The organism is Arthrobacter sp. MYb23, from assembly GCF_002979775.1.
GTDB lineage: Bacteria > Actinomycetota > Actinomycetes > Actinomycetales > Micrococcaceae > Arthrobacter.
In genome coordinates, this window is record NZ_PCPR01000006.1 from 150,057 (window position 1) to 173,777 (window position 23,721).

At 62.8% G+C, this 23,721-nt stretch carries 23 protein-coding genes; 8 read left to right on the forward strand and 15 right to left on the reverse strand.

The genetic code is table 11. The features are described from left to right. The first annotated feature begins 89 nt into the window (after positions 1-89). The 4 genes from CQ020_RS09375 to CQ020_RS09390 all read left to right on the forward strand — a co-directional run bounded on the left by CQ020_RS09375 (position 90) and on the right by CQ020_RS09390 (position 4,626). Complete coding sequence (locus CQ020_RS09375) at positions 90-692, forward strand: DUF1349 domain-containing protein (RefSeq protein ID WP_105691600.1); 603 nt, start codon at positions 90-92, stop codon at positions 690-692. Between the two features lie 96 nt (positions 693-788). Continuing rightward, positions 789-3,023, forward strand: a complete 2,235-nt coding sequence (locus CQ020_RS09380; RefSeq protein ID WP_105691601.1) for an McrB family protein — start codon at positions 789-791, stop codon at positions 3,021-3,023. Positions 3,024-3,120: 97 nt separating this feature from the next. Continuing rightward, on the forward strand, positions 3,121-4,329 hold the full coding sequence (locus tag CQ020_RS09385; protein WP_105691654.1) for a restriction endonuclease: 1,209 nt from the start codon (positions 3,121-3,123) through the stop codon (positions 4,327-4,329). A gap of 33 nt (positions 4,330-4,362) precedes the next feature. Further along, positions 4,363-4,626: a PLDc N-terminal domain-containing protein gene (locus tag CQ020_RS09390; protein ID WP_105691602.1), complete on the forward strand. Its 264-nt coding sequence runs from the start codon at positions 4,363-4,365 to the stop codon at positions 4,624-4,626. A gap of 3 nt (positions 4,627-4,629) precedes the next feature. Here CQ020_RS09390 and CQ020_RS09395 read toward each other — a convergent pair whose 3' ends face one another. Further along, positions 4,630-6,300: a cell wall metabolism sensor histidine kinase WalK gene (locus tag CQ020_RS09395; protein WP_105691603.1), complete on the reverse strand. Its 1,671-nt coding sequence runs from the start codon at positions 6,298-6,300 to the stop codon at positions 4,630-4,632. 99 nt (positions 6,301-6,399) lie between these two features. Between CQ020_RS09395 and CQ020_RS09400 the strand changes: the two genes are divergently transcribed. Beyond that, positions 6,400-7,140, forward strand: coding sequence for a response regulator transcription factor (locus CQ020_RS09400; RefSeq protein WP_024819882.1), 741 nt, complete (start codon positions 6,400-6,402; stop codon positions 7,138-7,140). Between the two features lie 71 nt (positions 7,141-7,211). Here CQ020_RS09400 and fdxA read toward each other — a convergent pair whose 3' ends face one another. The 11 genes from fdxA to CQ020_RS09460 form a co-directional block, all read right to left on the reverse strand. Continuing rightward, the gene (gene fdxA, locus CQ020_RS09405; protein ID WP_105691604.1) at positions 7,212-7,532 is read right to left on the reverse strand and encodes a ferredoxin; all 321 of its coding nucleotides are present in this window, start codon (positions 7,530-7,532) and stop codon (positions 7,212-7,214) included. A 4-nt stretch (positions 7,533-7,536) separates the two neighbouring features. Continuing rightward, positions 7,537-9,045, reverse strand: a complete 1,509-nt coding sequence (locus CQ020_RS09410; RefSeq protein ID WP_181151827.1) for an aldehyde dehydrogenase family protein — start codon at positions 9,043-9,045, stop codon at positions 7,537-7,539. Positions 9,046-9,071: 26 nt separating this feature from the next. Further along, a complete protein-coding gene (locus tag CQ020_RS09415; RefSeq protein WP_105691605.1) occupies positions 9,072-9,884 on the reverse strand; it encodes an SDR family oxidoreductase in 813 nt (270 codons plus the stop codon). After that, positions 9,884-10,828 (reverse strand): dihydrodipicolinate synthase family protein, encoded by a 945-nt coding sequence (locus CQ020_RS09420; protein ID WP_105691606.1) that lies wholly within the window; start codon positions 10,826-10,828, stop codon positions 9,884-9,886. Before CQ020_RS09420 ends, CQ020_RS09415 begins: the two co-directional genes overlap by 1 nt. Positions 10,829-10,922: 94 nt before the next feature. Then, the gene (locus tag CQ020_RS09425; protein ID WP_105691607.1) at positions 10,923-11,729 is read right to left on the reverse strand and encodes an enoyl-CoA hydratase-related protein; all 807 of its coding nucleotides are present in this window, start codon (positions 11,727-11,729) and stop codon (positions 10,923-10,925) included. Continuing rightward, complete coding sequence (locus CQ020_RS09430; RefSeq protein WP_105691608.1) at positions 11,726-12,991, reverse strand: CaiB/BaiF CoA-transferase family protein; 1,266 nt, start codon at positions 12,989-12,991, stop codon at positions 11,726-11,728. The genes CQ020_RS09425 and CQ020_RS09430 overlap by 4 nt, the downstream gene beginning before the upstream one ends. After that, complete coding sequence (locus tag CQ020_RS09435; protein ID WP_105691609.1) at positions 12,988-14,370, reverse strand: FAD-dependent oxidoreductase; 1,383 nt, start codon at positions 14,368-14,370, stop codon at positions 12,988-12,990. Before CQ020_RS09435 ends, CQ020_RS09430 begins: the two co-directional genes overlap by 4 nt. 9 nt (positions 14,371-14,379) lie before the next feature. Then, the gene (locus CQ020_RS09440) at positions 14,380-15,720 is read right to left on the reverse strand and encodes an MFS transporter (RefSeq protein ID WP_105691610.1); all 1,341 of its coding nucleotides are present in this window, start codon (positions 15,718-15,720) and stop codon (positions 14,380-14,382) included. Positions 15,721-15,884: 164 nt separating this feature from the next. Then, positions 15,885-16,484, reverse strand: coding sequence for a helix-turn-helix domain-containing protein (locus CQ020_RS09445; protein ID WP_024819891.1), 600 nt, complete (start codon positions 16,482-16,484; stop codon positions 15,885-15,887). A gap of 90 nt (positions 16,485-16,574) precedes the next feature. Continuing rightward, positions 16,575-16,988, reverse strand: coding sequence for an Hpt domain-containing protein (locus CQ020_RS09450; RefSeq protein WP_258141799.1), 414 nt, complete (start codon positions 16,986-16,988; stop codon positions 16,575-16,577). 366 nt (positions 16,989-17,354) lie between these two features. Further along, complete coding sequence (locus CQ020_RS09460) at positions 17,355-17,795, reverse strand: very short patch repair endonuclease (protein ID WP_105691612.1); 441 nt, start codon at positions 17,793-17,795, stop codon at positions 17,355-17,357. Between the two features lie 89 nt (positions 17,796-17,884). Here CQ020_RS09460 and CQ020_RS24135 point away from each other — a divergent pair, with 89 nt between their 5' ends. Then, positions 17,885-18,091, forward strand: coding sequence for a hypothetical protein (locus CQ020_RS24135; RefSeq protein ID WP_181151828.1), 207 nt, complete (start codon positions 17,885-17,887; stop codon positions 18,089-18,091). Positions 18,092-18,102: 11 nt separating this feature from the next. Here CQ020_RS24135 and bioB read toward each other — a convergent pair whose 3' ends face one another. Next, a complete protein-coding gene (gene bioB, locus CQ020_RS09470; RefSeq protein WP_105691614.1) occupies positions 18,103-19,137 on the reverse strand; it encodes a biotin synthase BioB in 1,035 nt (344 codons plus the stop codon). A 195-nt stretch (positions 19,138-19,332) separates the two neighbouring features. Between bioB and CQ020_RS09475 the strand changes: the two genes are divergently transcribed. Next, entirely contained in the window at positions 19,333-21,060 is a 1,728-nt protein-coding gene (locus CQ020_RS09475) for a cytosine permease (RefSeq protein ID WP_105691615.1), read from the forward strand. A gap of 154 nt (positions 21,061-21,214) precedes the next feature. Here the strand turns inward: CQ020_RS09475 and CQ020_RS09480 are convergent, their stop codons facing one another. Then, positions 21,215-21,400, reverse strand: a complete 186-nt coding sequence (locus tag CQ020_RS09480; RefSeq protein WP_018777112.1) for a CsbD family protein — start codon at positions 21,398-21,400, stop codon at positions 21,215-21,217. A 124-nt stretch (positions 21,401-21,524) separates the two neighbouring features. Then, positions 21,525-22,700, reverse strand: coding sequence for a zinc-dependent alcohol dehydrogenase (locus CQ020_RS09485; protein WP_105691616.1), 1,176 nt, complete (start codon positions 22,698-22,700; stop codon positions 21,525-21,527). Between the two features lie 466 nt (positions 22,701-23,166). On the opposite strand from CQ020_RS09485, the gene CQ020_RS09490 reads away from it, so the two are divergent. Next, the gene (locus tag CQ020_RS09490; protein ID WP_105691617.1) at positions 23,167-23,718 is read left to right on the forward strand and encodes a hypothetical protein; all 552 of its coding nucleotides are present in this window, start codon (positions 23,167-23,169) and stop codon (positions 23,716-23,718) included. Positions 23,719-23,721 lie beyond the last annotated feature (3 nt).

A 23,721-nucleotide genomic window follows, 5' to 3' on the forward strand; every position in this document is an offset into this window, starting at 1 on the left:
CCGGCACCTGGGGGAGCCGGACTATTTTTGTGACCAGTATGAAAAAGTTGCAGAGAAATGTCCTGACTGCCGAATACAAGGAGCGCCCATTGATTCCCGAAATAGCTGGACTTCCTTCCCTCGAATGGACGTCATCGCCCAGCCATGCCAGCTATGACCAGGCCGAGGGAACACTCACGCTCACGGCCGCGCCCGGCGTGGACTGGACCAACGATTCCCTGGGCGGAGAGCCGCAGCACGGTGCCACGGCGTTGGGCTTCAGGGCACCTGCGGCGTTCTCGTTGTCGGCCAGGGTCATGGTGGCCTCACCACGCACAACGTTCGACGCCGGTGTGCTGACTCTGTGGGCGGACAACGAGCACTGGGCCAAGCTCTGCTTCGAATATTCTCCGCAAGGGGAAGCCATGGTGGTCAGCGTAGTGACCAATACCTATTCCGACGACGCCAACGGGCCGCTGGTGAGCGCGCCGTGGGTTTATCTGCGCGTGAGCCGGGTGGGGCCGGCGTGGGCTTTCCACTGGTCATCGGACGGCAGCGAATGGTCCTTTGTCCGTCTGTTCCGGCTGGATACGGAGAAACCCGTGCACGTTGGTTTCATGTCGCAGGCCCCGATGGGTGAGAGTTGCGAGGCCCGCTTTGACGCCATCGAATTGAAGGAGGAACCTCCGGCTGACCTCCGCGACGGCAGTTAGCGCAGGTCAACCGTGCGCCAAGCGCCGCTCAGCCGGGGCGGTCAGCAAGCCTGTGGATATCCAGATGCTTGGATAAACCAAACAAGGTAGGTTGGCATGGTGATTTCCTCCGTAAAAACTGCCACTGACCGCGCCCCCGGAGTCTCCAAGGAGATCGAGGACGCGGCGTGGTTTGTGCTGGGTCCGGCGCTTCACGGAAGACCCTCGGCGCTGGACGGCAGGACGTTGACGTGGACCGCAGATGCGTCGGACGAGCTTCTGGAGAGGCTTGAACGCGGGGTTGAGGACTCAAAAGCTCCCATGATGACCAACCTGCGGCAGAACCTCGAAGGTGCGTCCCGGGAGGCCAAACTGCTGGCCGTTGAACTGCTGTTCCTACAGTCATTGCCGCTCGCGCATGAGGTCAAGTCACTCAGGGTCAAGCGCGCCCGCGTCGCCGAAGCGGCGTCATGGGTTGAGCCGCCCATCGAGCTGCCGGAAGAGCTATACCAGGGCATGACGGACCACGGCGTCATCCGTGACCGCACCGCCGAGTTCAACTGGACCATTTGGGATCACCTGAAGTGGCTGTGCCGCTTTGTGGCCCACGTGGACAGCCACAGCACAGCCACCATCAACGAAGCACTTGCGGACCCGCTGAAGTTCCATGAACTCGCGGCTGCCACGCCCGAGGATCAGCCTGCCCTGCGCCGCAGCATCGAATACCTGGTGTGGCCCAGCTACTTCGAGCCCGTGGTGGCGGACGTTGAACGCCAGGAAATACGGGATGCCTTCGCCTCACTGGTTGGAGGGGCCGGAGGTGACACGGATGAGGACATCACCGCGGACATCCACCGGATCCGCCTGCACTTGGACGAGCAAGCAGGACAGCGCATTGACTGGTACGCCCGTCAACTGGTCAGCCAGTGGCGCAAGGTGGGAGATCCGGGCCGCCGTTCATGGCTCCTTCGAACCCATCACGACAATGCGGACCTCCTTGCCGCCTGGGTGGGCGAAGAGAAGGCCACCTTGGACGTGGAACACCTGCGCGCGCTCACGGCCGGCGTCACGGCCGGCGTGGTTCAGCATGCCGTTGATGAGGATTACAAGCACCTTGGCTACGTGGAACGCGAAGACACCAAGACGGCTGTGTTCGCCTTCCTGACAGTCATGAAGCCGGGCGATCTCACGCTGTACCAGCATGCCGGCCGCGTCAGGGTTGGTGTGGTCCTTGGCGAGCCCGAACATCACGAGGACAACAGGCGGATCCGTCGCAAGGTCCGCTGGTTCGATGACAGCTACGCTATCCCCGAGCTTCCACGCCATGCCCAACGGCAACTTTCCACCCCGGGCATCATTGTGGATGTCACCAGGGTCATTCAGGCCTTGCAGGAACTGCTCCCGGTGGAAGCCGAAACCGATGGCGAGGACGATGCACCGCCCACCACCGTCGTCGAGGTTGTCCAGCAGGGTTTCCGGCCCCTCACGGAAGAGTTCGCGGCGTCCCTGCACATGGACCTTGAACCGCTCAAGGAGATCTCTGAACTGCTCGAGGAGAACCGCCAACTGGTTCTTTACGGTCCGCCGGGAACCGGCAAGACCTATCTGGCCAAGCACCTGGCCGCCGAGCTGGCCGGTGACCACACTGACGAACGGGTGAAGCTGGTGCAGTTCCACCCCTCGTACGCCTACGAGGACTTCTTCGAAGGCTACCGGCCGGACAAGACTGATGACGGCCAGGTGTCCTTCAAACTCGTGGCAGGACCGTTGCGGCGGCTCGCGGAGGAAGCGGCCAAGCCAGAGAATGCGCACAAACCGTACTTCCTGATCATCGACGAAATGAACCGCGCCAATCTGGCCAAGGTCTTCGGCGAGCTCTACTTCCTCCTGGAGTACCGGGATGACCGCATCTACCTCCAGTACAGCCCCAACGAGCCCTTCAGCTTGCCGGACAACCTCTACATCATCGGCACCATGAACACCGCGGACCGCTCCATTGCCATGATGGACGCAGCCATCCGCCGCCGATTCGCGTTCATCGAACTGCACCCCAAGGAAGAGCCAATCCGTGGCACCCTGCGTCGCTTCCTCGAAGCCCGTGGGTTGGACACCCTCAATGCAGATCTCCTGGACGCGCTCAACGACGCCATTGACGACTGGGACCGGGACTTGATGATCGGGCCGTCCTACTTCATGAAGAACGCAGCCCAGAACCCCACCGGATTGCGCCGCATCTGGAAGTACGAGCTCATGCCCTTGCTGGAGGAGCACTATCACGGGCAGCTGAACCGGGCACAGTTGGAGGAGCGCTTCGGCCTGGAACAGTTGCTGGAACGACTTGCAGCCCGCTAAAGCCATCCCGCCCAGGCCGGGTCGGGCGCCTGCCAGCGCGGGACCGCTTGCCAGGGCGGGCCGGGCCCCCGCACGCTCCGGCCCGCGGCACATTGTCATGGACGAGCTCTCCCGCGGAGTGGTGGACAAACTTGATCCAGCATCGGCCGCGTTCATCAACACCAGCGGCCTGGCCAAGGCCTCGCCCATGGGGATGGGCCTGTATCGGATTGAACCCGTGGGCAAGGTGGGCTCGGTGCGCACGGCCTCGGTGCAGCTGGAAGTCCGGCCCAAGGACCGTCTGGGTCTCAGCAGGCTCCTCTTCCTGCTCAGCTATGCCGGAGAGCAGGGCTTCCGTGAGCACTCGGTGGAGGCCGTGGAGCACCCGGATCTGTGGAGCGCGCTGGCAGAATCGCTCGCTCAGTTGGCAGATAAAGCCCTGAGCCGTGGTGTCTTGCAGGGCTACCTGACCGTGGAGGAATCCCTGCGGACCGTCAAGGGGCGCATTCGGATCTCGGACCAGATTTCCCGACGCCCGGGGATGATGGTGCCGCTGGAAGTCTCCTACGACGAATTCACGGAGGACATCGCTGAGAACCGCATCCTCCGGGCTGCCTTGGAGCGTATGGGCAAGGTTCCCGGCGTCCGGCCGGACGTCCTGAGCCGCTTGAGGCAGCTCAAGGGAAAGCTCGACGCCGTCACGCGGCTTCAGTCCGGAGCGCCCCTGCCGCCGTGGCGGGCCAGCCGGATGAACCTCAGGTACCACCCGGTGTTGCGTCTGGCGGAGGTGATCCTCCGCAACGCCTCCGCCGAGGCTGGCGAGGGCAAGCAGCAAACCGCGTCTTTTGTGGTGGACATGGGCCAGGTGTTCGAGGAATTCGTGGGGACTGCGCTGCGCAGCGCCATGAGTGCCCATCCGGGGGAGATGCGCCTCCAGTACGGGGCGCTCCTTAATGAAGCCGTCCGGGACTCGGACCGCATCACTGTTCGTCCGGATGCCGTGCATTTTCTGGGTGGGCGGCCCGTGGTGGTCTATGACTCCAAGTACCAAGCAGCCTCCGACGCCGGTGCCTCCTTGAGCGCCGACCATTACCAGCTGCTGGCGTACTGCACAGCGCTCAGGGTGCCCACCGCCTGGCTCGTCTACGCGGGTCCGGGGGAGATAAAGCTGCGGCGCATCCTCAACACCGACATCGACATTGTGGAGTACCCGCTGGACCTGTCCTTGCCGCCGTCGGAAATCCTTGCCGCGGTGGCTGACCTCGCCGAACAATCATGGGGCGAAGTAGTACGCCAGGCTGTGGCGGGTCGCCCGACGTCGGACTAGCCTGATAAGTAAATCTTCACTGGAGGGGGCACTATGGGCCGCAAGAAATCCTGGCGCGATATGACCACAGGCCAACGGATCATGCTGCTGGTCAGTGGAGCGTTGAACCTTGCCTTACTGGTGGCTGCGCAACGAAGCATCGGCAAGACCCCTGACGATCACATCAGGGGCAAGAAGGCAGTCTGGCGTGCTGTTTCCTTCATCAACTTCTTCGGGCCGGTGAGCTACTTCCTGTTCGGCCGCCGTCGGGACGCGGAATTGGGCGCAACGATCGGGGCAGGAGCAGCTAAGCGCTGATGTTCACGAGGGCATCTTCACGGTGAACGTGGTGCCCCGGCCTGGTTCGCTTTCCAACGTGATGGTTCCGCCGTGCGCTTCAACAATGGCTTTGCTGATGGGTAGCCCAAGCCCGACGCCGGGAATAGCGCTTTTGCGTACGCCGCCGGCGCGGAAGAACTTGGTGAAAGCCTCGCCCTGTTCTTCCTCGTTCATTCCCATGCCGGTATCGGTGACCCGGCAGAAAATGAAGTCCTGGTCCTCCCATGCCGCTACTTCCACGTCCCCGCCGTCGGGGGAGTACTTGATCGCGTTGGACACCAGATTGTCCAGCACCTGCGCAATCCGTGAGGAGTCGAGGTGGGCTTCCAGGGCGTCGGGAAGATTCACGGAGAGCCGGATGCCGGCCTTGGCCGCGCGCGGCTCCGCAGAGTTGACGCTGCCGCGCACCAGCTCGGCAACATCCACGGCATGCGGTTGGATCACGATCTGACCCGAGCGCACGGCCAGCAGGTCTGAGACGAGAGTCAGGAGCCGCTCCGCGTTGCGCCTGACGATATCCAGCTGTTTGTTCGCCTTGGCGTCGAGGGCGTTCGGATCATCCAGGATCAGTTCCACGTAGCCAAGGATGGACGTCAGCGGGGTACGGAATTCGTGGGAAACGTTGGCAACAAAGTCGTCTTTGGCAGCAAGTGCGTTCACCAGGTCAGTGACGTCACTGAAGACCACCACTGAGCCGGCGAACTTCCCGGCGTCGTCCACCATGGGGCGTGCGCTCGCGGTGAAGGCGCGTTGATCGCTTCCTGTGCCCAGCCACACCAGCTGGTCGGTGAACCTTTCGCCCAGGACTGCACGACGCACCGGCCTGCGGTCCGCAACCAGCGGCGTGGTCCTGTCGGTGTCGAAGATCAGCAACTGGGATTCGTTGGGGTCCTGGTTGTCCGGGGGAGTTGCCAAGGTATGTGTTTGGCGTTGGCGGCGGTTCATGAGGATGTCATGGCCGTCGCCATCAACAGCCACCACGCCCAGGGGAAGGGCTTCCATGACGGTGTTGAGGAGCCGTTCCTGCTTGGTGCTGACGCTCAGGGCTTCCTTGAGTGCCTCGTCTTTCTGCTCCAAGGCACGCTGCTGGCGCACCATGCTCAAGGTCAGCACACTGACGGAAACGCCGATGCCCAGCATGAGGATGGGGAAGAGGAGGGGCTTGGTGAAGTCTTGTTCGCTGAGTGTTCCCCTCACGAACAGGGGAACCCAGACGATCCCCAACGGTCCCAGGAAGGACATGGCAATGGCCAACTTTGGGTACAGCCCTGAAGCACAGAGCCAGATGACCGGCAGCACCACCAGAACGCTGAGGCCGGTGATGGACTCCACTGCACCTTCACGGGCGAAACCGATGGAGACCATGTCCAGTATGGGGATGATGAGGAAGGTGGCGAAGGGGAGCCGGTGCCAGGGCACCATGATGCACAGTGCCAGGAGGAAGGCCTGGCTCAGCAGGAAAATGAGGAACAGCGGATTTTCAAGGGTGGCGGGGAAATACAGCCAGACCAGGATGGCCGAAATGCAGACACACACAGATAACGGCAATTGGCTGAGGACAACGCGCATACGCAGGGTATGTTCGTGGAAAGAGCGCCTAAAAACCAACAATTGCTTCTTTTCGGCAATGTCCCACGTTGAAGGCTGGGTCATGGCACATCCAGCAAAGATGCGGAAGAAAGTCGGTTCATGAGATCAGCCTAACCATAATGGATATACTTCTGAGGTTATCGAAGGGGCTGAGGGGCAGCGATGAGTGAAGCACGTGTGGGGCTGGTCATTGAAGATGACCAGGATATCCGCGAATTGGTACGCGTAGTTCTATCCCAGGCGGGATTTGATGTGCATGTTGCGTCCACCGGATCCGCAGGTGTGACGTCGGCCCGTGAGCTGAATCCGGACGTTATTACTTTGGATCTGGGTCTTCCCGATATTGATGGTTTTGAGGTTGCACGCCAGATCCGGAAATCCTCGGATGCTTACATCATCATGTTGACGGCCCGCGCTGAAGAGCTGGACACCCTGATGGGTTTGGAAGCCGGCGGCGATGATTACCTCACCAAGCCTTTCCGTCCCCGGGAATTGCGCGCCCGTGTTGAAGCGATGATGCGGCGGCCGCGGGCGTCGTCGGAATCCAGGAGCGTGGCTGAAGAAGTTGACCCCGAGGTCAGCCACAATGGACTGGCCGTTTCTGCCGGGTCCCGCACCGCGGTCCTGAACGGCACCGAGCTCAAGCTCACCCGGACGGAGTTCGATCTCCTGCTCGCGCTGTTGGAAACCGGTCGGATTGTGCGGACCAAGGCAGATCTTGCGCGTCGGCTCCGCAACGAACCGTACGACGTCGGCAGTTACGTCAGCGACGCCGACGAACGCGCCGTTGAGGTACATATGGGAAATCTGCGCAAGAAGCTCGGCGACAGCATCCAGGCGCCGCGCTGGCTCGAGACGGTCCGAGGCGTGGGCTACCGGCTCGCGCCGGCCTCAAGCAACTAAGCCGATCCAACTGGGTAGCAGTTAAGGCCGTTCTGAGCGCTCAGAACGGCATGAACTGCTACCTACTTGGGCTAGGAGACGCGCAGGGGCTCAGCGGCTATGACGGGATGGTCGCGGCCCAGGTTGCCCAGCCCGCCCGCGCCCTGCGGCGACCCGAGTTCCTCAAAGAACTCCACGTTTGCCCTGACGTAGTCGGCCCACTCATCAGGGACGTCGTCCGCGTAGTAGATCGCTTCAACAGGGCACACGGGATCGCAGGCGCCGCAGTCCACACATTCGGACGGGTGGATGTAGAGCGAGCGCTCGCCCTCGTAGATGCAATCAACCGGACATTCCTGAATGCACGCCCTGTCCTTCACATCCACGCAGGGCTGGGCGATCACGTAGCTCATGGCGCTAAACGCCGGTGTAGACGGTTTTGCCCCAGGTGTAGAAGTCCAAGGCGGACCGGCCCTGCTCCCGGAAGGTGTTGGTGGAGGAATCCTTCACGCCACCGAAGGGAACGTTCAGGTCCAACCCGGCGGTGGGGCGGTTGACCTTGATCACGCCGGCCTGTGCCCGCGCCGCGAAGTCCGTAGCGAGGGCCAATGAGTCCGTGCAGATGCCGGCGGTGAGGCCGTAACGGGAATCGTTGATGGCTTCCAGGCCCGCTTCGTAGTCCGCCACTTCCAGCACGGCAACTACCGGACCGAAGATCTCCTCAGTGACCGCTGCGTCATCCATCGGCAGGTCCGTGAGAACTGCAGCGGGGAAGAACAGCGCGCCGCTGGGGTCGCCGTCGTAACTGCCGTGCAGGAGCGTGGCACCGCGTTCGACGGCGGTGCGCACCGCTGCCTGGTCCTGCTCGAACTGCTGCTTACTCACCACAGCGCCCATGCGGGCGTTGCCGTCGAGGCCATCTCCGGTGGTGTAGGCGGCAGCCTCTTCCGTGAGCGCTTCCAGGAACGCGGGGCGGATGCCCGGTGTCACGTAGACACGGGAGGTTGCGGTGCAGGCCTGTCCGGTCAGCCCAAAAGCGCCCGCGGCGACTACCTGAGCGGCCTTGCGGGGATCGGCGTCGTCCAGGACCAGGACACCGTTCTTGCCACCCATTTCCAGCTGGACCCGGGCGCGGCGGGCGTTCAGGATCTCCTGCAGGCCGAGGCCCACATTGGTGGAGCCGGTGAAAGACATTCCTGCGATGCGCGGATCGCGGGCCAGGGCATCACCCACCACGCGACCCTTGCCGTGGACCACGTTGAACACGCCTGCGGGCAGACCGGCGTCCTGCAGGGCACGGGCCAAGTGGGTGGCGGATAGTGGGGTGAGTTCGGCGGGCTTGATGACCACGGTGTTGCCGCTGATCAGGGCCGGCGCGGTCTTCCATGCAGGGATGGCGATGGGGAAGTTCCATGGGGTGATGAGGCCGATGACGCCCAGGGGCTCGCGGCGTGTGGTGATGGTGGTGTCCGGCAGGCCGCTGGGCAATACTTCGCCGGTGGCAGCCCAGCCGAGCGAGCCGAAGAAACGGAGTACGTCCGCGGCACGCTTGACCTCGCCCTTGGCCTCGGCCAGCGTTTTGCCTTCTTCGCGCACCAGGTCCTCGGCGATGGTTGCCTGGCGTTCGATCAGCAGGTTGCCGGCCGCGATGAGGATGGCGCCGCGGGACGGTGCGGGCAGCGCCGCCCACCCGGGTTGGGCAACTTTGGCTGCCGTGATGGCGGCGTCCACATCTCCGGCGGTGCCGCTGGGGGAGACCGCGGCGAGCTCCTCGGGACGGGCCGGGTTCATCCGTTGCGTGTCGGCTTCGCCGAGCCATTGGCCGTTGATGAGGTGCTGCGCAGTGAGGGCGTTCTGCGCGGTAATGGCGTTCTGGCCGGTGATGGTGTTCCGGTCGGGGGTGGTTTCCAAGGCTGTGGACGTCATGGTGTTTCCTTTGAAAGTAGTGGGGGCTAGAGGCTGCGGATCAGGCCGCCGTCGCACCTGAGCGCGACTCCCGTGATGTACGACGCCGGTGCGCTGCAGAGGAACGCTGCGGCGGCACCAAACTCGGCGGGTTCTCCGTAGCGGCGGGCCGGGATGGTCTTGCGGGATTCGAGCTGGATGTCTTCCAGCGTGGTGCCGCGGCGTTTCGCTGCGGCATGGTCCAGCTGGGTGACCCGGTCCGTGGCGATCCTGCCGGGCAGGAGCAGGTTCACGGTGACCTCGTCCAAGGCCACTTCGGCAGCGAGGGTCTTGAGGTACCCGGCCAGGGCTGCGCGTCCGGTGTTGGACACGGCCAGGTTGGGCAGGGGGGCTGTGACCCCGCTGGACCCGATGGCCAGGATGCGGCCCCAACGCCGTTCCCGCATCCCGGGAAGGACGTGGGAGACCAGCGCATGGTGGGGCTTGACCAGCAGATCGAAAGCGGCGGCGATGTCATCTGAGCTCAGCGTTGCAGCGGCACCCGGCTTGGGGCCGGGGCCATTGAGGACCAGGATGTCGATGGGGCCCAAATCCGCCACAGTTTGTTCCACGGCGGACTCGATGCCTTCGGGGGTGGTGAGGTCGGCTTCGATGGCTAGCGCGTCAAAACCGCGGGCACCCAGCGAGCCGCTTCCGTAGGCAGCCTGCAGTTCCGCGACGATCTCCTTGGCGCGGTCCCGACGACGGCCCACGATCGCCACCCGGACGCCTTCGGCAGCCAAGGCACGGGCAACGGCGAGGCCCAGCCCGCCGGTGGAGGCGGCAACCAGGGCGGTCTTTCCTGCGATTCCCAGATCCATCAGAAGCTCCTTGCCGGGGTCTTGGTATTCTCCAGGGCAGCAGCGGCCTCGCGAAGGTGCGTGCCCATGCTGGTGCGCAGGTCCTCCGGGAAACCAGCAGCGGGTGCTCGGACGCCGGAGTCCTTGATGAGGCCACGTTCCCGCAGGCATTCCTTGCGGATGGCCAACGCCACTTTGGCTTGCTGTTCGAAATTGATGAGGGGCAGGTACGGCAACAGCTCGCGCTGGGCGGCCTCGTAACCGTCCTCCTGCCACGCCCGCACACAGGCAATGAGGGCTTCGGGGTACGAGAAACCGGTCATGGCACCCGCCGCGCCGGACATCAGTTCATCCAGCAGCCCTTGTCCGCCCAGCCCGCCAAAGATTGAGACGCCGACGGCGGCACTCAACTCCGCGATGGCAACGCTGGTGGGCGGGGCTTCGGCCTTAACAGCCACAACGTAGCCGCAGGAGGTGACCACAGTGATCAGAGCCTTGGTGGGAATGCTGACGCCACTTGCCAGCGGATAATCCTGCAGGACAACGTTGGCCCCGGTTGCCCGATGGATGGCGTCCATGTGGGTAATAACCGCCTGGGGATTGGCCGAGTTGGCTTGCACCATCACTGCAGCGAGCCGTGTCCCGGCAATCCCTTGGGCCGCACGGACTTCCTCGATGGCGGGCCGGGTAGCCAAAGCGGTCACTCCCACTACCAAGGGAAGCGACGTGCACTCCACCACGGTTTCCAGTACCTGACTGCGCTCCTCCGCGGTCAGGGCGGCTGCTTCGCCAAAGACGCCCAGCACCGTGAGCCCGGTGGCACCAATGGATTCATAGTGCTCCACAAGCTCGGCCAAGCTGTCCAGGTCCACGTCCAGGGTGCTGCCTTGGAAGGGTGTGGCGACAACGCCCCACACGCCGGCCGGCAGGGATTCTCGATTTTTGGGCGCAGATGATTGCGTCATGGTTGGTTCCTTTCAGTGCGAACCGCAAAGTACGGGAAGACGGATTTCCAGCGGCCGGATTCCTAGCGACCGGATTTCCTAGCGGCCGGATTTCCTAGCAGCCGGGCCAGACGGGGGGCCGCTTTTCCTGGAAAGCAAGGACGCCTTCGGCTGAATCCTCGCTGTCCAGGGCCGCCATGAGCGCGGGTAGTCGAAGACCACGGGCTTCCTTGGCGGTGAGATGGGTGGTCTGGGTGACCATTTGCTTCACGGCCCGCACCGAGGTGGGGGCGCAGGCGAGGATCTGGTCCACCCAGCGCTGCACGGCGGCGTCGAGTTCTTCAGTGGGCACCACCTCGTTGACGAGCCCCATGGACTGCATTTCCGCGGCGCCTGCCTTGCGAGCGGTCAGCAGCATGCCCATGGCCTGCGTGTGCGGGATCCGCCGTACCAACTGGTGGATGCCGCCGTCGAGCGCCAACCGCCCAACCCGGGGTTCGGTCAAGCCGAACTTCGCGGTATCGGCCGCCACCACAATGTCTGCGCCGAGCACCATCTCCATGCCGCCGCCCAAGGCGTAGCCATTGACGCGGGCGATCACCGGGATGTCCAAGGTGGTCCGCAAGCTCAGGCCGCCGAAGCCGTTGGGATCAAGACCGGCCCAGTACTCCAGCCCGGTCTTGTCCACGGCCGAGGCAGACATGTCTGCACCTACCGAGAAGGCCCGTGAACCTGCGCCCGTGATCACCACAGCGCGTACAGAGGGATCGCTCTCCAGCTGTGCCCAGATCTCGTTAAGCCGGGCCTGAGCCTTGGCATCCACTGCGTTGAGCACGTGCTGGCGGTCGATCACTACCGTTGCCACGTGGTTCTCAATGGTCAAGGTCACGGTGTCGACAGGAGCCTCAACAACAGCTGTCATCGCAGAACTCCCAACTTTTGCAGGCGTTCAATGGTTTCCTCATCGAAGCCGTTCTCCAACAGGACCTCCACATTGTGCTCGCCAAGACGGGGTGCCGCACGGCGGATGGTGGGAGGGGTGGCTGAAAGCCGGATGGGCGCATTCAACATGCGGACCGTGCCCACGGTGGGATGCTCAGCTTCCACAATCATGCCGTTGGCTTCGGTCTGCGCATCAGCCAAGGCCTGTTCCAAGGTGTGCACCGGGGCGTTGAGCAGCCCTTGCTCCTCGAGCTGGTGCGTCCAATACTCGGTGGAGTTCGTGGCGATGCGCTCGCGGAAGATTGCCTGCAACGCCGGCTTGTTCTTGAACTGCTGCTCAAGGCTGGAGAACTCCGGACGCTGCGTCAGGTCCTCGTCCAAGTCCAGGGCGTCGGAGATTCGGGCCAGCGGGTCGGGGGTGAACCCACCCACCATGCACACGGCGCCGTCGGTTGTTTCGAAGACTCCGGAGAGGGGCATGGCGCCCCAGTTGACCTCGTAGCCGCGGTTGAGCTGCATGCACGCCTCCTGCATTTGCAAGTGCAGCATGGAGTCGTACATGGTCACCTCCACTTTTTGGCCGGTTCCCGAGGTTTCCCGGGTGCGCAGTGCCAGCAGGATGCCCTGCATGAGGTGCATGCCGGTGATGTAGTCGCACAGGGTGGTGGGGTAGATGGCCGGTTTGGTGTCCTCGGACTCACGCCGCCACATCACCCCGGAGTAGGCCTGTGCGATCGCGTCCTGGCCGCCCTTGTGGGAGTAGGGGCCAACGGGTCCGAAGCCGGTGCCGGAGGCCCAGATGATGCCCGGGTTGGTGGCCTTCAGTTCCTCATAGCCGAAGCCCATGCGTTCCATGACTCCGGAGCGGAAGTTGCTGACCACTACGTCGGCATCAGCCATGAGACGGTGCAGGACCTCGCGGCCTTCCTCGGTGCGGGTGTCCACGGAGACGCTGCGCTTGTTCCGGTTGATGGACAGGAAAATCGGGTTGTCCTGGCCGTCCTGGTCCGGGAATGAGTTGCGTGAAATGTCACCGGCGCCTGGGCGCTCCACCTTGATGATGTCCGCGCCGTAATCGCCCAGCAGTTGCGTGCAGGACGGGCCCATGAACACCTGGGTGAAGTCCACAATCTTGATGCCGTCCAGCGGGAGCGGCATAGTTGCGGGCGAGCCGGTGGCGAGTGCCGCCGTCGTGCTTTCTGTCGTTTCGCCTGCCGGCTGGTCCAAGGTCACGGTGCTCATGCCGGCGCCGCTGCGCTTGCGTCCACGGTGGCGTTCGACGACGGGACGTCGCCTGGGTCTGCACCGTGGCGGCGCATGCCCTGCTGGATGTCCAGCGCGGAGACGTCGCGGACCAGGAGGTTGTTCTCCACGGCGAGTGCTGCTGCGACGCCGACGGCCTGGCCCATGGCCATGCAGGGAGGAATTTCGCGGGACATTTTCTGTGCCTCCGGTGTTGCGGAGTAGTGGCGGCCGGCCACCAGGAGCTGGTCCACTTCCTTGGGCAGGAGGGAGCGGTACGGGTAGTAGTAGTCGCGGCCGCGGGCCACGGTGTCCTCGAAGTGGCGGCGCTGCGTGACGTCGTCCTTGGTCATGACGTACTCGCCCTGCAGGAGCCGGGTCTGGCGGACACCCATCTGGGAGGCGACGTCCAGCATGTAGCAGTTTTCGAATCCGGGGAGGTTGGCGCGGACGTAGTCCACGGCCTCGGAGATCCGGTCCCGGGCGGCGAACTCGGCGGCGGTCATGTCGGCGGGATCAACGCCGTCGAAGCCGGACATGTGCGGGGCGTTGCACCACACCACGCCGTCGATTGGCGTCTTGAGCCACCACAGTTCCCAGGCTCCACCGAGGAGGCGCTTGATCTTGCGGTTGATGGCGCGGGCTTCCTTGGGGTTGGCCTGCTCAAAGGCTTCGGCGGCCTTCGTATCCACGTTGCCCAGGCGGAACACCAAAGTGGTGAGGTAGTTGTCCTTGGCGTAGCTGGCGCCGGCTCGGGAAGCGACGTCAATGTCGCCGGTGGTGTCGATCACGACGTCGGCCATGAAGGCCTGCGGACCCAGTTTCGTCTCGCAGATGACACCCTTGATCACGCCGTTGTCCACGATGGGGCGGGAGAACCACGAGTGCAGGCGGAGGTCTACGCCTGCTTCACGGACGAGGTCGTTGGAGACACGCTTCCAGCCATCGGGATCGAAAGCAGCGGCGTAGCAGATGGGCTTCGGATTGGTGTGGGAGTGGAAGTCGAAGGTGCCGTAACGGCCCCACTTGTTCCAGAGTTCCTCGGACGTCCTGCGGTCATCAGCGGGCGGGACAATTGCCAGGCCCAACTTCTGGAGGCGTTCAACGTACTCGGAGACGATGCCCGCGACGGTGATTTCCTGGCCGTTGATCATGTCATCGAGCACCAGGACCATGCCGCCGGAGGCCAGGCCACCCAAGGATGAGTAGCGTTCCAACAACGTGACTTTGGCGCCGGAGCGGGCGGCGGTAACGGCGGCGGCGACGCCGGCGGGACCACCTCCAACTACCAGGACATCGGAACGGGAGATGATCGGGGCGGTGAGGTCCGCCGTCGTAGTGCTGAGTTCAAGGGACGAGCTGAGTTCAAGGGTGTTCATGAGGAGTCCTTACTTTCCGACGAAGATGCCGTTGGAGCGGCGTGCGGCGAGGTAGAAAACGATGCTGAGGATGGAGAGGACGGCCACGTAGACCGGGAAGACCCAGGTGATGTTCAGGGACTGGAACCAGACCAACAGGTAGGAAGCCGTGCCGCCGAAGAGAGCTACGCCGATCCCGTAGCCCAAGGCCACACCGGTTCCGCGGATGTTCTTGGGCATCAGGGACGAGCTGACCACGTTGTAGAGGGTCATGTTCAAGACCAGGACGATCGAACCGCCCAGGAGGACCGCCGCGAAGCCGCCGATACCGGGCTGGACGTACATCAGCATGAGGAACACGGACGGGATGGCGAGGATGCGGGTCACCAGGAACCACTTGGACATTGCCTTGCCGTCGGCCAGCTTGCCGATGACCCAACTGCCGATCACCAGGATGACGCCCAGGATGGTGGTGAGGGCGAAGACAGCGGTGGGATCTTCCTTGAACCCGCTGCGTGCTGCGCTGGGAAGACCTACGTTCCAGGCGTAGTTGTAAGCCTGTGCCGCGCCCACCACAAAGATGATGGCCAGGACGGAGAGCCAGTGCTTACGGACTCCGGACCACACTGCGCGGGGCGTGTTGTTGGCCATTTCTTCGGCCTTGAGGGTTTCAGGCAAAGAGCGGCGCAGGTAGAGGACCACGAAGCCGAAGAGTGCGCCGATGATGAAGGGGACGCGCCAGCCCCACTCGGCCATTGCGGCGCCGCCGAGGACCAGGCTGCACAGGAAACTGACCAGGGAGGCAAGCAGGATGCCGATGTTCACGTAGAAGGACATGATGCCTGCGACGTATCCTTCGCGGCCCTCCGGAGCCAGCTCCACAGCGTGCGAGGTGGACAGTGGGGCTTCGATGCCCGTCGAAATCCCCTGCAGCACTCGGCAGACAACCAGGATGATGCCGGCCGCGGGGCCGATGGTTGCGTAGCTTGGGGTGATCGCGATGATCAGCGTGGTGCCGGCCATCAGCATGATGGACAGCATCATCACCCGGCGTCGCCCGATGCGGTCGGCCAGGGTTCCGAGGAGGATGCCGCCCAGCGGGCGGAAGGCGAATCCGACGGCGAACACGGCCAAGGCGTTCAACGTGGCCGAGAGCGGATCGGTGTTAGGGAAGAAGTTCGGTCCGATGAAAGCAGACAGGAGTCCGAAGACCATCCAGTCGTACCATTCCAGGGCGTTGCCCAGCCCCAGCCCGAGGAGGCCTCTCCGGACTTCCGGGGTGAACTTCGCGTTCTTGGTGGTGTTTCGGGAGGACGAGGGACTGGATTTCGGTGACGGGACAACATTGTCCGTCATTTGGGTGTCGAGCATGGAAGTGTCCTTACGCTGACGCCCCGGAGGGCGTGGGAGGGTATGACGCAGGAACGCCTGGTGAAAAAGTCGTTTGATGCGAAAGTGGCAAGGATTGTCAGCGGCCACGGTTTCGTGTCCGGACAGTTAAGGGAAAACGCTGGCGCCGTGTGAGGGCGGCAGGGTTACCACGCGTGTGGTGCGTTGACCCAGATGGCTACGCATACCTCTTCGTAGCTGTTCTTGTACCAGTGGGGGATCTCTGAGGAGTAGGTGATGGAGTCGCCCTCTTCGAGGCTGTAGCAGACGCCGTCCAAATAGACGTCCTTACGGCCGGAGATGATGTAGCAGAACTCTTCACCGCTGTGGGTAAAAGGAGTGTCGCTGGTGTCGTGCCCTGGGGGCGTACTGATCCACTGCGCTTCGATGTTTCCGTCGCGGTTCGGGGTGAGCAGCTCGTGCACTGCTTCGCCTACGGATTCGCGAGTGACGTTCTTCAGGTTGCGTCGATCCGACTTGCGGACCACCGGAGATTTTGATTCGTTCTGACCAATGAAGAACCTCCCTACGGGGACGTCCAGGCCATGCGCCAGCTGAGCCAGCGTGGTGAAGGAGGGGTTGGCCATGCCTCGCTCGATTTGGCTGACGATCGCCTGGCTGAGCCCGGTGATGTCCGAGAGTTGGGCGAGGGTCATACCCTTTGCCTTGCGCATGGTGCGCACCTTGTTTCCCACGGTGGCCAGCAGTTCGCTGGTGGCTGGGGGAGCAGGAGTCTCGGTTGTCATTGCCGCATCCTTCGTTGGTGAGCTAACTCACACAACTATAGTGAAGATCTTTAGCGAGTCAATGGTTTCTCTTCATTATTGTGAACTTTTTTACTCAACCTTCGTTTCGAGCTCCTGGATGGTGCCGGACACGAAGCGGTCGATCTCCTGGACCTGCGCGGCCAGTTCGTCCAAATGGTCTGCGTTCGGCAGAAGCCTGATGCTGATCTCCAACTCCGTTGCCAGGCGGTTCATGCAGATGGCACCCACCATATGACTGGATGTCTTCAGGCTCAGGACAGCGTCCATGGCGTCGTCAATGTCCAGCTTTTCCAGCGCGCGGTGGAGCCGGCCCACCCGCCAAGGCAGAAGCTGTACGTAGTTGCGCACGAAGGCGCTGATAATGCCATGGTCGCCGCCAAGTTCGGCTTGGAGTTCGGTGAGGACGGTGCGATCCACCAGGGCATCGGTGCACTCGTCGTACTCGGACACCAAACCCCTCCCGCCTCCAAACAATAGATTCACGATTCAACAGTAGGACCCGTGGAACTGCCGCAACGCCATATATCCAAAGATTGATCCAATCTTGAGCGGACTCAGAGGCACTCTTGATCCAGCCCCCACAAAGTAGTTAAAAGCAGATCTGGGCGTGTCCAGGCTGAATCAGGGAACGGGGATCAACGTGGACAGTTCTGCTCGCCCGTCGCCGGGCCTCATGATCATCATCGTGGTCTGCATGACGGTCCTGTTGGGCATTGGGGGGTCGGCTGCGTTTTCATTGTGGCAGCAGAGTTCTCAGGCGACTGTCACAGACCAAGCAGTCAACTCCGCACCGACCACCACCGCGCCCTAGTCCACGGTTGATTCAGCCGAAGGCTTCAGTCCACGGTTTTAGTCCGCGGCGGATTCCAGAAACGCCGTCAGCCTCTCCTCAAGAACGGACTTGTCCTTGAGCTGGCACTCCCACACCGTGTGCACCTGCCAGCCGGCGGCTTTCAACTGCTCCCGCTGCAGTGCGTCCCTTTCGCGGGTTCGTGTTCTCTTGGCTTCCCAAAACTCTGCATTTGCTGCCGGAGCACGCTGCCCGGCTTTGCAGTCGTGGCTGTGCCAGAAACAGCCATTGACGAAAATGACCTTGCGCCGTCCCGCGAACACCAGATCCGGGCGGCCCGGCAGTTTCACGGCTCCTGATTGTCCGTGCAAGCGGTAGCGGTAGCCTTTCGCGTGCAGGAATTTGCGGACCACTAATTCAGGTTTGGTGTTCTTTCCGCGGATTTTTGACATGTTGCGGCTGCGTTGCTCCCGCGTCAGAAGGTCCCGGCTCTCGGCCATGTATCCAGCCTACCCAGGGAGTTTTTGTACAGATACCGCCCTTATGAGGTGCTGTTAGGGGCGGTATCTGTACACGAACTCGTCAGGCCGTGCCGGGAACACTCTGCGGTCCACCCCAACGGCGTGACCTGCACTTTCATGCGGCGGCGGCACTGCGGGCAAAAGCGCGGCGGCTCCATCGCCAGGCGCTGCTGGCAACCGTGGTGGGCGTCCGACGTCGGGCCCCCACCGCCGGTGCCGACAGTGCGGCCACCGGTGCCGAAAGTGCCGCCGCACTGACCGCAAAACTGCTGTGACACCGGTGCGTTCACAGCGACTTCTGGAATTCCTTGATGGGCATGTTCAGCTCCACCAGGAGGTTGAGGTCGGCGTTGGCGGGTCGGCCCAGGGTGGTGAGGTAGTTGCCCACAATCACGGCGTTGATTCCCCCGAGGAGGCCTTCGCGGGTACCGAGGTCGCCGAGGGTCAGTTCACGGCCGCCGGCGTACCGGAGGACGGTGCGCGGCATGGCGAGCCGGAACGCGGCGATGGCGCGGAGGGCGTCCTTGCCGTCCATGATTCCTTGGTTTTCCAAGGGCGTGCCAGGGCGGGGGTTGAGGAAGTTCAGCGGGACCTCGTGCGGTTCCAGGGAAGCGAGTTGGGCGGCCAGTTCTGCCCGCTGCGCCAGCGATTCGCCCATTCCGATCAGGGCACCACAGCACAGTTCCATGCCGGCGGCCTTGACCATGGCGCAGGTTTCCAGGCGCTCTTCGTAACTGTGGGTGGTCACTACCTCGGGGAAGTAGCTGCGCGCCGTTTCCAGGTTGTGGTTGTACCGGTGCACGCCCCACTCGGCCAGCTGGTCCACTTGGCGCTGCGTGAGCATGCCGAGCGAACAGGCGATGTTGATGTCCACTTCCTCATTGATGCGGTCGATCGCGAACTTGATCTGGTTCATGAGCTTGATGTCGGGCCCGCGCACGGCTGCGACGATGCAGAACTCCGTGGCTCCGGTGGCAGCAGTTTCCTTGGCCGCTTTGACGAGTTCGGGGATGTCCAGCCAGACGCCGCGGACGGGCGAGTCGAACAGTCCGGACTGGCTGCAGAAATGGCAGTCTTCGGGGCAGCCGCCGGTCTTGATGGAGATGATGCCTTCCACCTCCACGTCCTCACCGCAGTGCTCAAGGCGGACTTCATGAGCCAGCTGCAGTGCCGCGGGGATGGCGTCGTCGGGGAGCTCCAGGATGTCGATAAGTTGTGCCTCATTCAGGCCCTCCCCGCGTCCGAGGACTTGCTCACGGGCGGTGTCAAGGATGGCGTAGGTAGTGGTTTCCCGGGTTAGCCGGGGTGCTTGGGTGCTCATGTCCTTGACGGTATCGGTGCAGGTGGAGGTCGATTTTGTGGGGTGCGCACAAACCGTGGAGCTGGATTTTGGTGCTGGCCGCGCGGGGCAGCTGATACAGAAGTTACAGCTGTGAAACATGGACGTGACGGAATTGACGCGTCGCGTTACTAGCGTCAAGGGCGAGGCACCCTCCCCGGACGAAAGCGACCACGAATGAGTGACGACAAGACGAGTACCGCAACCTTGGAGCCGACGACGGCGGTTGGAACCGCCGTCGGAACCGCCGGCTCTGTTCCAGCGGCGCAAGGCAACGCAGATGCAATGAGTGCCGCCAAGGAGAGCCTGGAGGATTACACCCTCAGGTTCGCCCCGCGTTCCTACCGGAAGTGGAGCGCCGGTGTCGTGGCAACGAGTGCCCTGGGCGGCATCGCCTACCTGGCAGACTTCTCCATCGGCGCGAACATCGGCATCGCGTACGGAACGGTGAATGCGATTTTTGGCATCATCGTGGCAGCCGTCATCATCTTCGCCACGGGCTTCCCCTTGGCCTACTACGCAGCCCGCTACAACATTGATCTGGACCTGATCACGCGTGGCTCAGGATTCGGCTACTACGGCTCAGTGGTCACCAACATCATCTTTGCCACTTTCACGTTCATCTTCTTCGCCCTCGAAGGCTCCATCATGGCTCAGGGGCTGCAGCTGGGTCTGGGCATTCCGCAGTGGATCGGCTACGCGGTGTCCACCATCATCATCATTCCGCTGGTGATCTACGGAATGAAGACGCTGGCCACGTTGCAGGTGTGGACAACGCCGCTGTGGCTGCTGCTCATGGTGGTTCCGGTGGGATACCTGCTCCTGTCCCACCCGGAGAGCATTGATGCCTTCTTCGCTTTCACCGGCGCGTCCGGAGAAGGTGGCCCCAACCTGGCCTCCGTCATGCTGGCTGCGGGCGTCTGCCTGTCGCTGATGGCGCAGATCGCCGAGCAGATCGACTACCTCCGCTTCATGCCGCCCAAGACCGCCGAAAACAAGGGTGCCTGGTGGCGGGCAGTGATCCTCGCCGGGCCAGGCTGGGTCATCTTTGGGGCCATCAAGCAGATCATTGGCCTGTTCATCGCGATCTACCTCATCGCCAAGCTGGACCCCGCAGCTGCTGTCCACGCCAACGAGCCTGTCCACCAGTTCCTGGGTGTCTACGAAGAGATGATGCCCGCGTGGCTGGCCATGACCCTGGCGGTGGTGCTGGTGGTCATTTCGCAGATCAAGATCAACGTCACCAACGCGTACTCCGGCTCGCTGGCTTGGACCAACTCCTTCACCCGCATCACCAAGACTTACCCGGGTCGCATGGTGTTTGTGGTGGTCAACCTGGTGATCGCGCTGATCCTCATGGAGTCCAACATGTTCGAGTTCCTGAACACCATCCTTGGCTTCTACGCCAACTGCGCCATGGCATGGGTTGTTACGGTGGCCTCGGACATTGCCATCAACAAGTACCTGCTGAAGATCTCGCCGAAGGTTCCTGAGTTCCGGCGCGGGATGCTCTACGCCGTGAACCCGGTGGGCTTCGTGTCCATGCTGGTCTCTGCAGGGGTTTCCATCGCGGTGTTCTTCGGAGCGTTTGGTGCATCCGTCCAGCCGTTCTCACCCATTTTCGCGGTGGGCCTGGCCCTGGTGCTGCCGCCCGTGTTGGCCTTGGCCACCAAGGGCCGCTATTACCTCCGCCGTACCGACGACGGCATTGACCTGCCCATGTTCGACGCCGACGGCAACCCCAGCGACGCCAAGCTCCTCTGCCACGTCACCGGACTCGAGTTCGAACGCCCGGACATGCTCCGCTCCGGTCAGGACGGGCCCGACGGCGAACCCCGGTTCATCTCGTCCCTCGCCTTGTCCACGGACAAGTCGGGCGAGCTGGTGCTCCCGGCGCAGAAGTAACCACCCCTGCGGCCCAACTGAGTCGCAGATCAGGTCGTTCTGAGAGCTCACAACGACCTCATCTGCTACCTACTTGGGTTACGCAAACGCCCCGGCTTCCATATTCGGAGCCGGGGCGTTGTGCTGTGTGTTTTGTTCTGTGTTGCGGTGGGGCTTACTTGTCGAAGGCGTCCTTCGCGGCGTCCTTGACGTTCTCGCCAGCCTGCTTGGTCTTGGCAGCCGCTTGATCAGCGACGCCTTCTGCCTGCAGTTTCTCGTTATTGGTGGCGTCTCCCAAGGCTTCCTTCGCCTTGCCGGTGACTTCCTGGGCCTTGTTGCTGATCTTGTCTCCGAGTCCCATGCGATCTCCTTCGATGTAATCCAACACTGACAATTGCTAGGCTAACGAGCAATTCTGGGTACTTCCTGAACGCCTCGCGTCCTTACCTTGGGAGTTGTCTTTCCGGTCCCTTGACTGGGCCTGACTACGGCTTGAGGACCACCTTGATGCAGCCGTCCTGCTTCTTCTGGAACTTCTCATAAAGAGCCGGTGCCTCATCAAGGGAGCCGGTGTGGGTGACCAGGTGCATAACTCCCAGCGGATCGGCGTCGTCCTCTACCAAGGGGAGCAGCTGGTCAGTCCAGCTGCGCACATTGCACTGCCCCATCCGGAGCTGGATTTGTTTGTCGAACATGGTCATGAGGGGCATGGGATCGGCCTGGCCGCCGTACACACCGCTCAGGGAGATGGTCCCGCCGCGTCGCACCAGAGCCACGGCCGTGTGCAGAGCGGCGAGCCGGTCAACGCTCATGGTTTCCATGGCCACCTGGGCAGGCTTGTCAGGGAGCAGTGACACCGCCCTGTGCAGGAAGGATGCAACCGGAGAGCCATGGGCTTCCATGCCTACCGCATCCACCACGGAGTCGGGGCCGCGTCCGAGTGTCTGCTCACGGATCTGCTCGGCCACATGGGAGCTGTAATCCATGGTCTCCACGCCGTGCTCTTCGGCCATTGCCCTCCGCTCGGGGACTGGATCCACGCCAATCACCCGGAAACCCTTGTGGACGCCTATCCTGGCAGCGAACTGGCCAACGGGTCCGAGCCCCAGCACGGCCAGCGTGCCACCGTCCGGAACATTCGCGTACTCCACTGCCTGCCACGCCGTGGGCAGGATGTCGGAGAGGAACAAATAGCGCTCGTCCGGGGCGTCCGAATTGACTTTTACGGGGCCGTAATCCGCGAAGGGAACCCGCAGATACTGAGCCTGACCGCCGGGAACGGACCCATAAAGTTCGGAGTAGCCGAAGAGTGCGGCCCCTGACCCTTTTGCTGTCACTTGAGTGGTTTCGCATTGCGACTGAAGGCCTTGGTTGCACATGTAGCAATGACCGCAGGAGATGTTGAACGGCACCACCACGCGGTCGCCCTTTTTGAGTCGATGGACTTCGGAGCCCACTTCCTCCACGATTCCCATGGGTTCGTGACCAATCACATCGCCCTTGTGCATGTAGGGGCCCAGGACTTCATAGAGGTGGAGGTCTGAGCCGCAGATGGCTGTGGAGGTGATCCGGACTATCGCATCCGTGGGTTCCTGGATGGAGGGATCGGGGACGTCTTCGACGCTGAGTGAGCGCCGGCCTTGCCATGTCACTGCTTTCACGATTGATGCTCCCTGCGTTTCGGCTGGGTGGGTCCCTCGCTGCTGGAGACCTTCCCAGCGAAGCAGAGATGGCATCTGCGCACAAGGCCGCCAGGCCCTAACGCCGCCGGTGGAGAAATGTGCGAGGCAGTACCCCGAAGCCATTGGGCGCTGCAAGTAATAAGCATCCTGATTACTGGTGTTAAGATGGTGGAGGGAGAGAGTTTTCGGGCAGAGCTGACCGAGGAGTGATCGCGTTGTCCATCATGAAGAATCCGCTTGTTCCTGGATGTTTACCTGATGACCCGCGTCATCCAGTGCAGGAGCGGCTTCCGGATGGAGCTGCCCGTCTGAGAATCCGCAAACGTTTTGGAACGTCCTGATCGGGGTACCCGTCAGGTGGGCAGATCTCAGCTTTTTCAGGTACCCAGCCAACGTGGGCCACGAGCGGCGCCCACAAAAGCCGCTCATTAGGAAGGTAACGCACATGGATACAGGAACACTGGTACTGATCATCGTGCTGGCCGTCGTCGTCATTGCCGTCGTGATCGTTGCAGTCGTCGTAGGGCGCCGCAAAAAGGCCGAAGTCAACCGCCACCGGGCCGAGGAGCTGCGGGAGAAGGCGGCCGAAGAAGCCATCGGCGCGCACCAAGCAAAAGCCGAGTCCGCGCAGGCCGAGGCCGCCGCCCTCCAGGCCGAGGTCGAAGCCAACCGGCTCCGGAAAGAAGCGGAACAACACGCGCACAAAGCCGGAGAAGCTCACGAGCGCGTCGAGGAACATCTCCGTCATGCCGACAAACTGGACCCGAATTCGAACCCGGACCGGTCGCATGACGGAGGCCGTGTGCATGACGCCGACCGCTCACATGACGGTGGCCGCATGCACCACGCCGATCACTCCGGTGACGCTGCGCGCTCGCGTGACGCTGACCGCGATCGCTCCAATCTTGCCGAGGGTGAGCGGCTGACCCGTGACCGCAGTGGCCGCGACGGCTCAACCAGCGACGGCTCAACCCGTGAGGGCGACAGGAACCCATAGTTT

What these genes read in the sequence shown, in the direction of transcription:
- CQ020_RS09440 (WP_105691610.1), bottom strand. Translation starts at nt 15,720, where the DNA reads ATGCTCGACACCCAAATGACGGACAATGTTGTCCCGTCACCGAAATCC.
- CQ020_RS09410 (WP_181151827.1), bottom strand. Translation starts at nt 9,045, where the DNA reads ATGACGTCCACAGCCTTGGAAACCACCCCCGACCGGAACACCATCACC.
- CQ020_RS09480 (WP_018777112.1), bottom strand. Translation starts at nt 21,400, where the DNA reads ATGGGACTCGGAGACAAGATCAGCAACAAGGCCCAGGAAGTCACCGGC.
- CQ020_RS09490 (WP_105691617.1), top strand. Translation starts at nt 23,167, where the DNA reads ATGGATACAGGAACACTGGTACTGATCATCGTGCTGGCCGTCGTCGTC.
- CQ020_RS09385 (WP_105691654.1), top strand. Translation starts at nt 3,121, where the DNA reads ATGGACGAGCTCTCCCGCGGAGTGGTGGACAAACTTGATCCAGCATCG.
- CQ020_RS09400 (WP_024819882.1), top strand. Translation starts at nt 6,400, where the DNA reads ATGAGTGAAGCACGTGTGGGGCTGGTCATTGAAGATGACCAGGATATC.
- CQ020_RS09390 (WP_105691602.1), top strand. Translation starts at nt 4,363, where the DNA reads ATGGGCCGCAAGAAATCCTGGCGCGATATGACCACAGGCCAACGGATC.
- CQ020_RS09415 (WP_105691605.1), bottom strand. Translation starts at nt 9,884, where the DNA reads ATGGATCTGGGAATCGCAGGAAAGACCGCCCTGGTTGCCGCCTCCACC.
- bioB (WP_105691614.1), bottom strand. Translation starts at nt 19,137, where the DNA reads ATGAGCACCCAAGCACCCCGGCTAACCCGGGAAACCACTACCTACGCC.
- CQ020_RS09475 (WP_105691615.1), top strand. Translation starts at nt 19,333, where the DNA reads ATGAGTGACGACAAGACGAGTACCGCAACCTTGGAGCCGACGACGGCG.
- CQ020_RS09420 (WP_105691606.1), bottom strand. Translation starts at nt 10,828, where the DNA reads ATGACGCAATCATCTGCGCCCAAAAATCGAGAATCCCTGCCGGCCGGC.
- CQ020_RS09435 (WP_105691609.1), bottom strand. Translation starts at nt 14,370, where the DNA reads ATGAACACCCTTGAACTCAGCTCGTCCCTTGAACTCAGCACTACGACG.
- CQ020_RS09395 (WP_105691603.1), bottom strand. Translation starts at nt 6,300, where the DNA reads ATGACCCAGCCTTCAACGTGGGACATTGCCGAAAAGAAGCAATTGTTG.
- CQ020_RS09445 (WP_024819891.1), bottom strand. Translation starts at nt 16,484, where the DNA reads ATGACAACCGAGACTCCTGCTCCCCCAGCCACCAGCGAACTGCTGGCC.
- CQ020_RS09430 (WP_105691608.1), bottom strand. Translation starts at nt 12,991, where the DNA reads ATGAGCACCGTGACCTTGGACCAGCCGGCAGGCGAAACGACAGAAAGC.
- CQ020_RS09425 (WP_105691607.1), bottom strand. Translation starts at nt 11,729, where the DNA reads ATGACAGCTGTTGTTGAGGCTCCTGTCGACACCGTGACCTTGACCATT.
- CQ020_RS09460 (WP_105691612.1), bottom strand. Translation starts at nt 17,795, where the DNA reads ATGGCCGAGAGCCGGGACCTTCTGACGCGGGAGCAACGCAGCCGCAAC.
- CQ020_RS09380 (WP_105691601.1), top strand. Translation starts at nt 789, where the DNA reads ATGGTGATTTCCTCCGTAAAAACTGCCACTGACCGCGCCCCCGGAGTC.
- fdxA (WP_105691604.1), bottom strand. Translation starts at nt 7,532, where the DNA reads ATGAGCTACGTGATCGCCCAGCCCTGCGTGGATGTGAAGGACAGGGCG.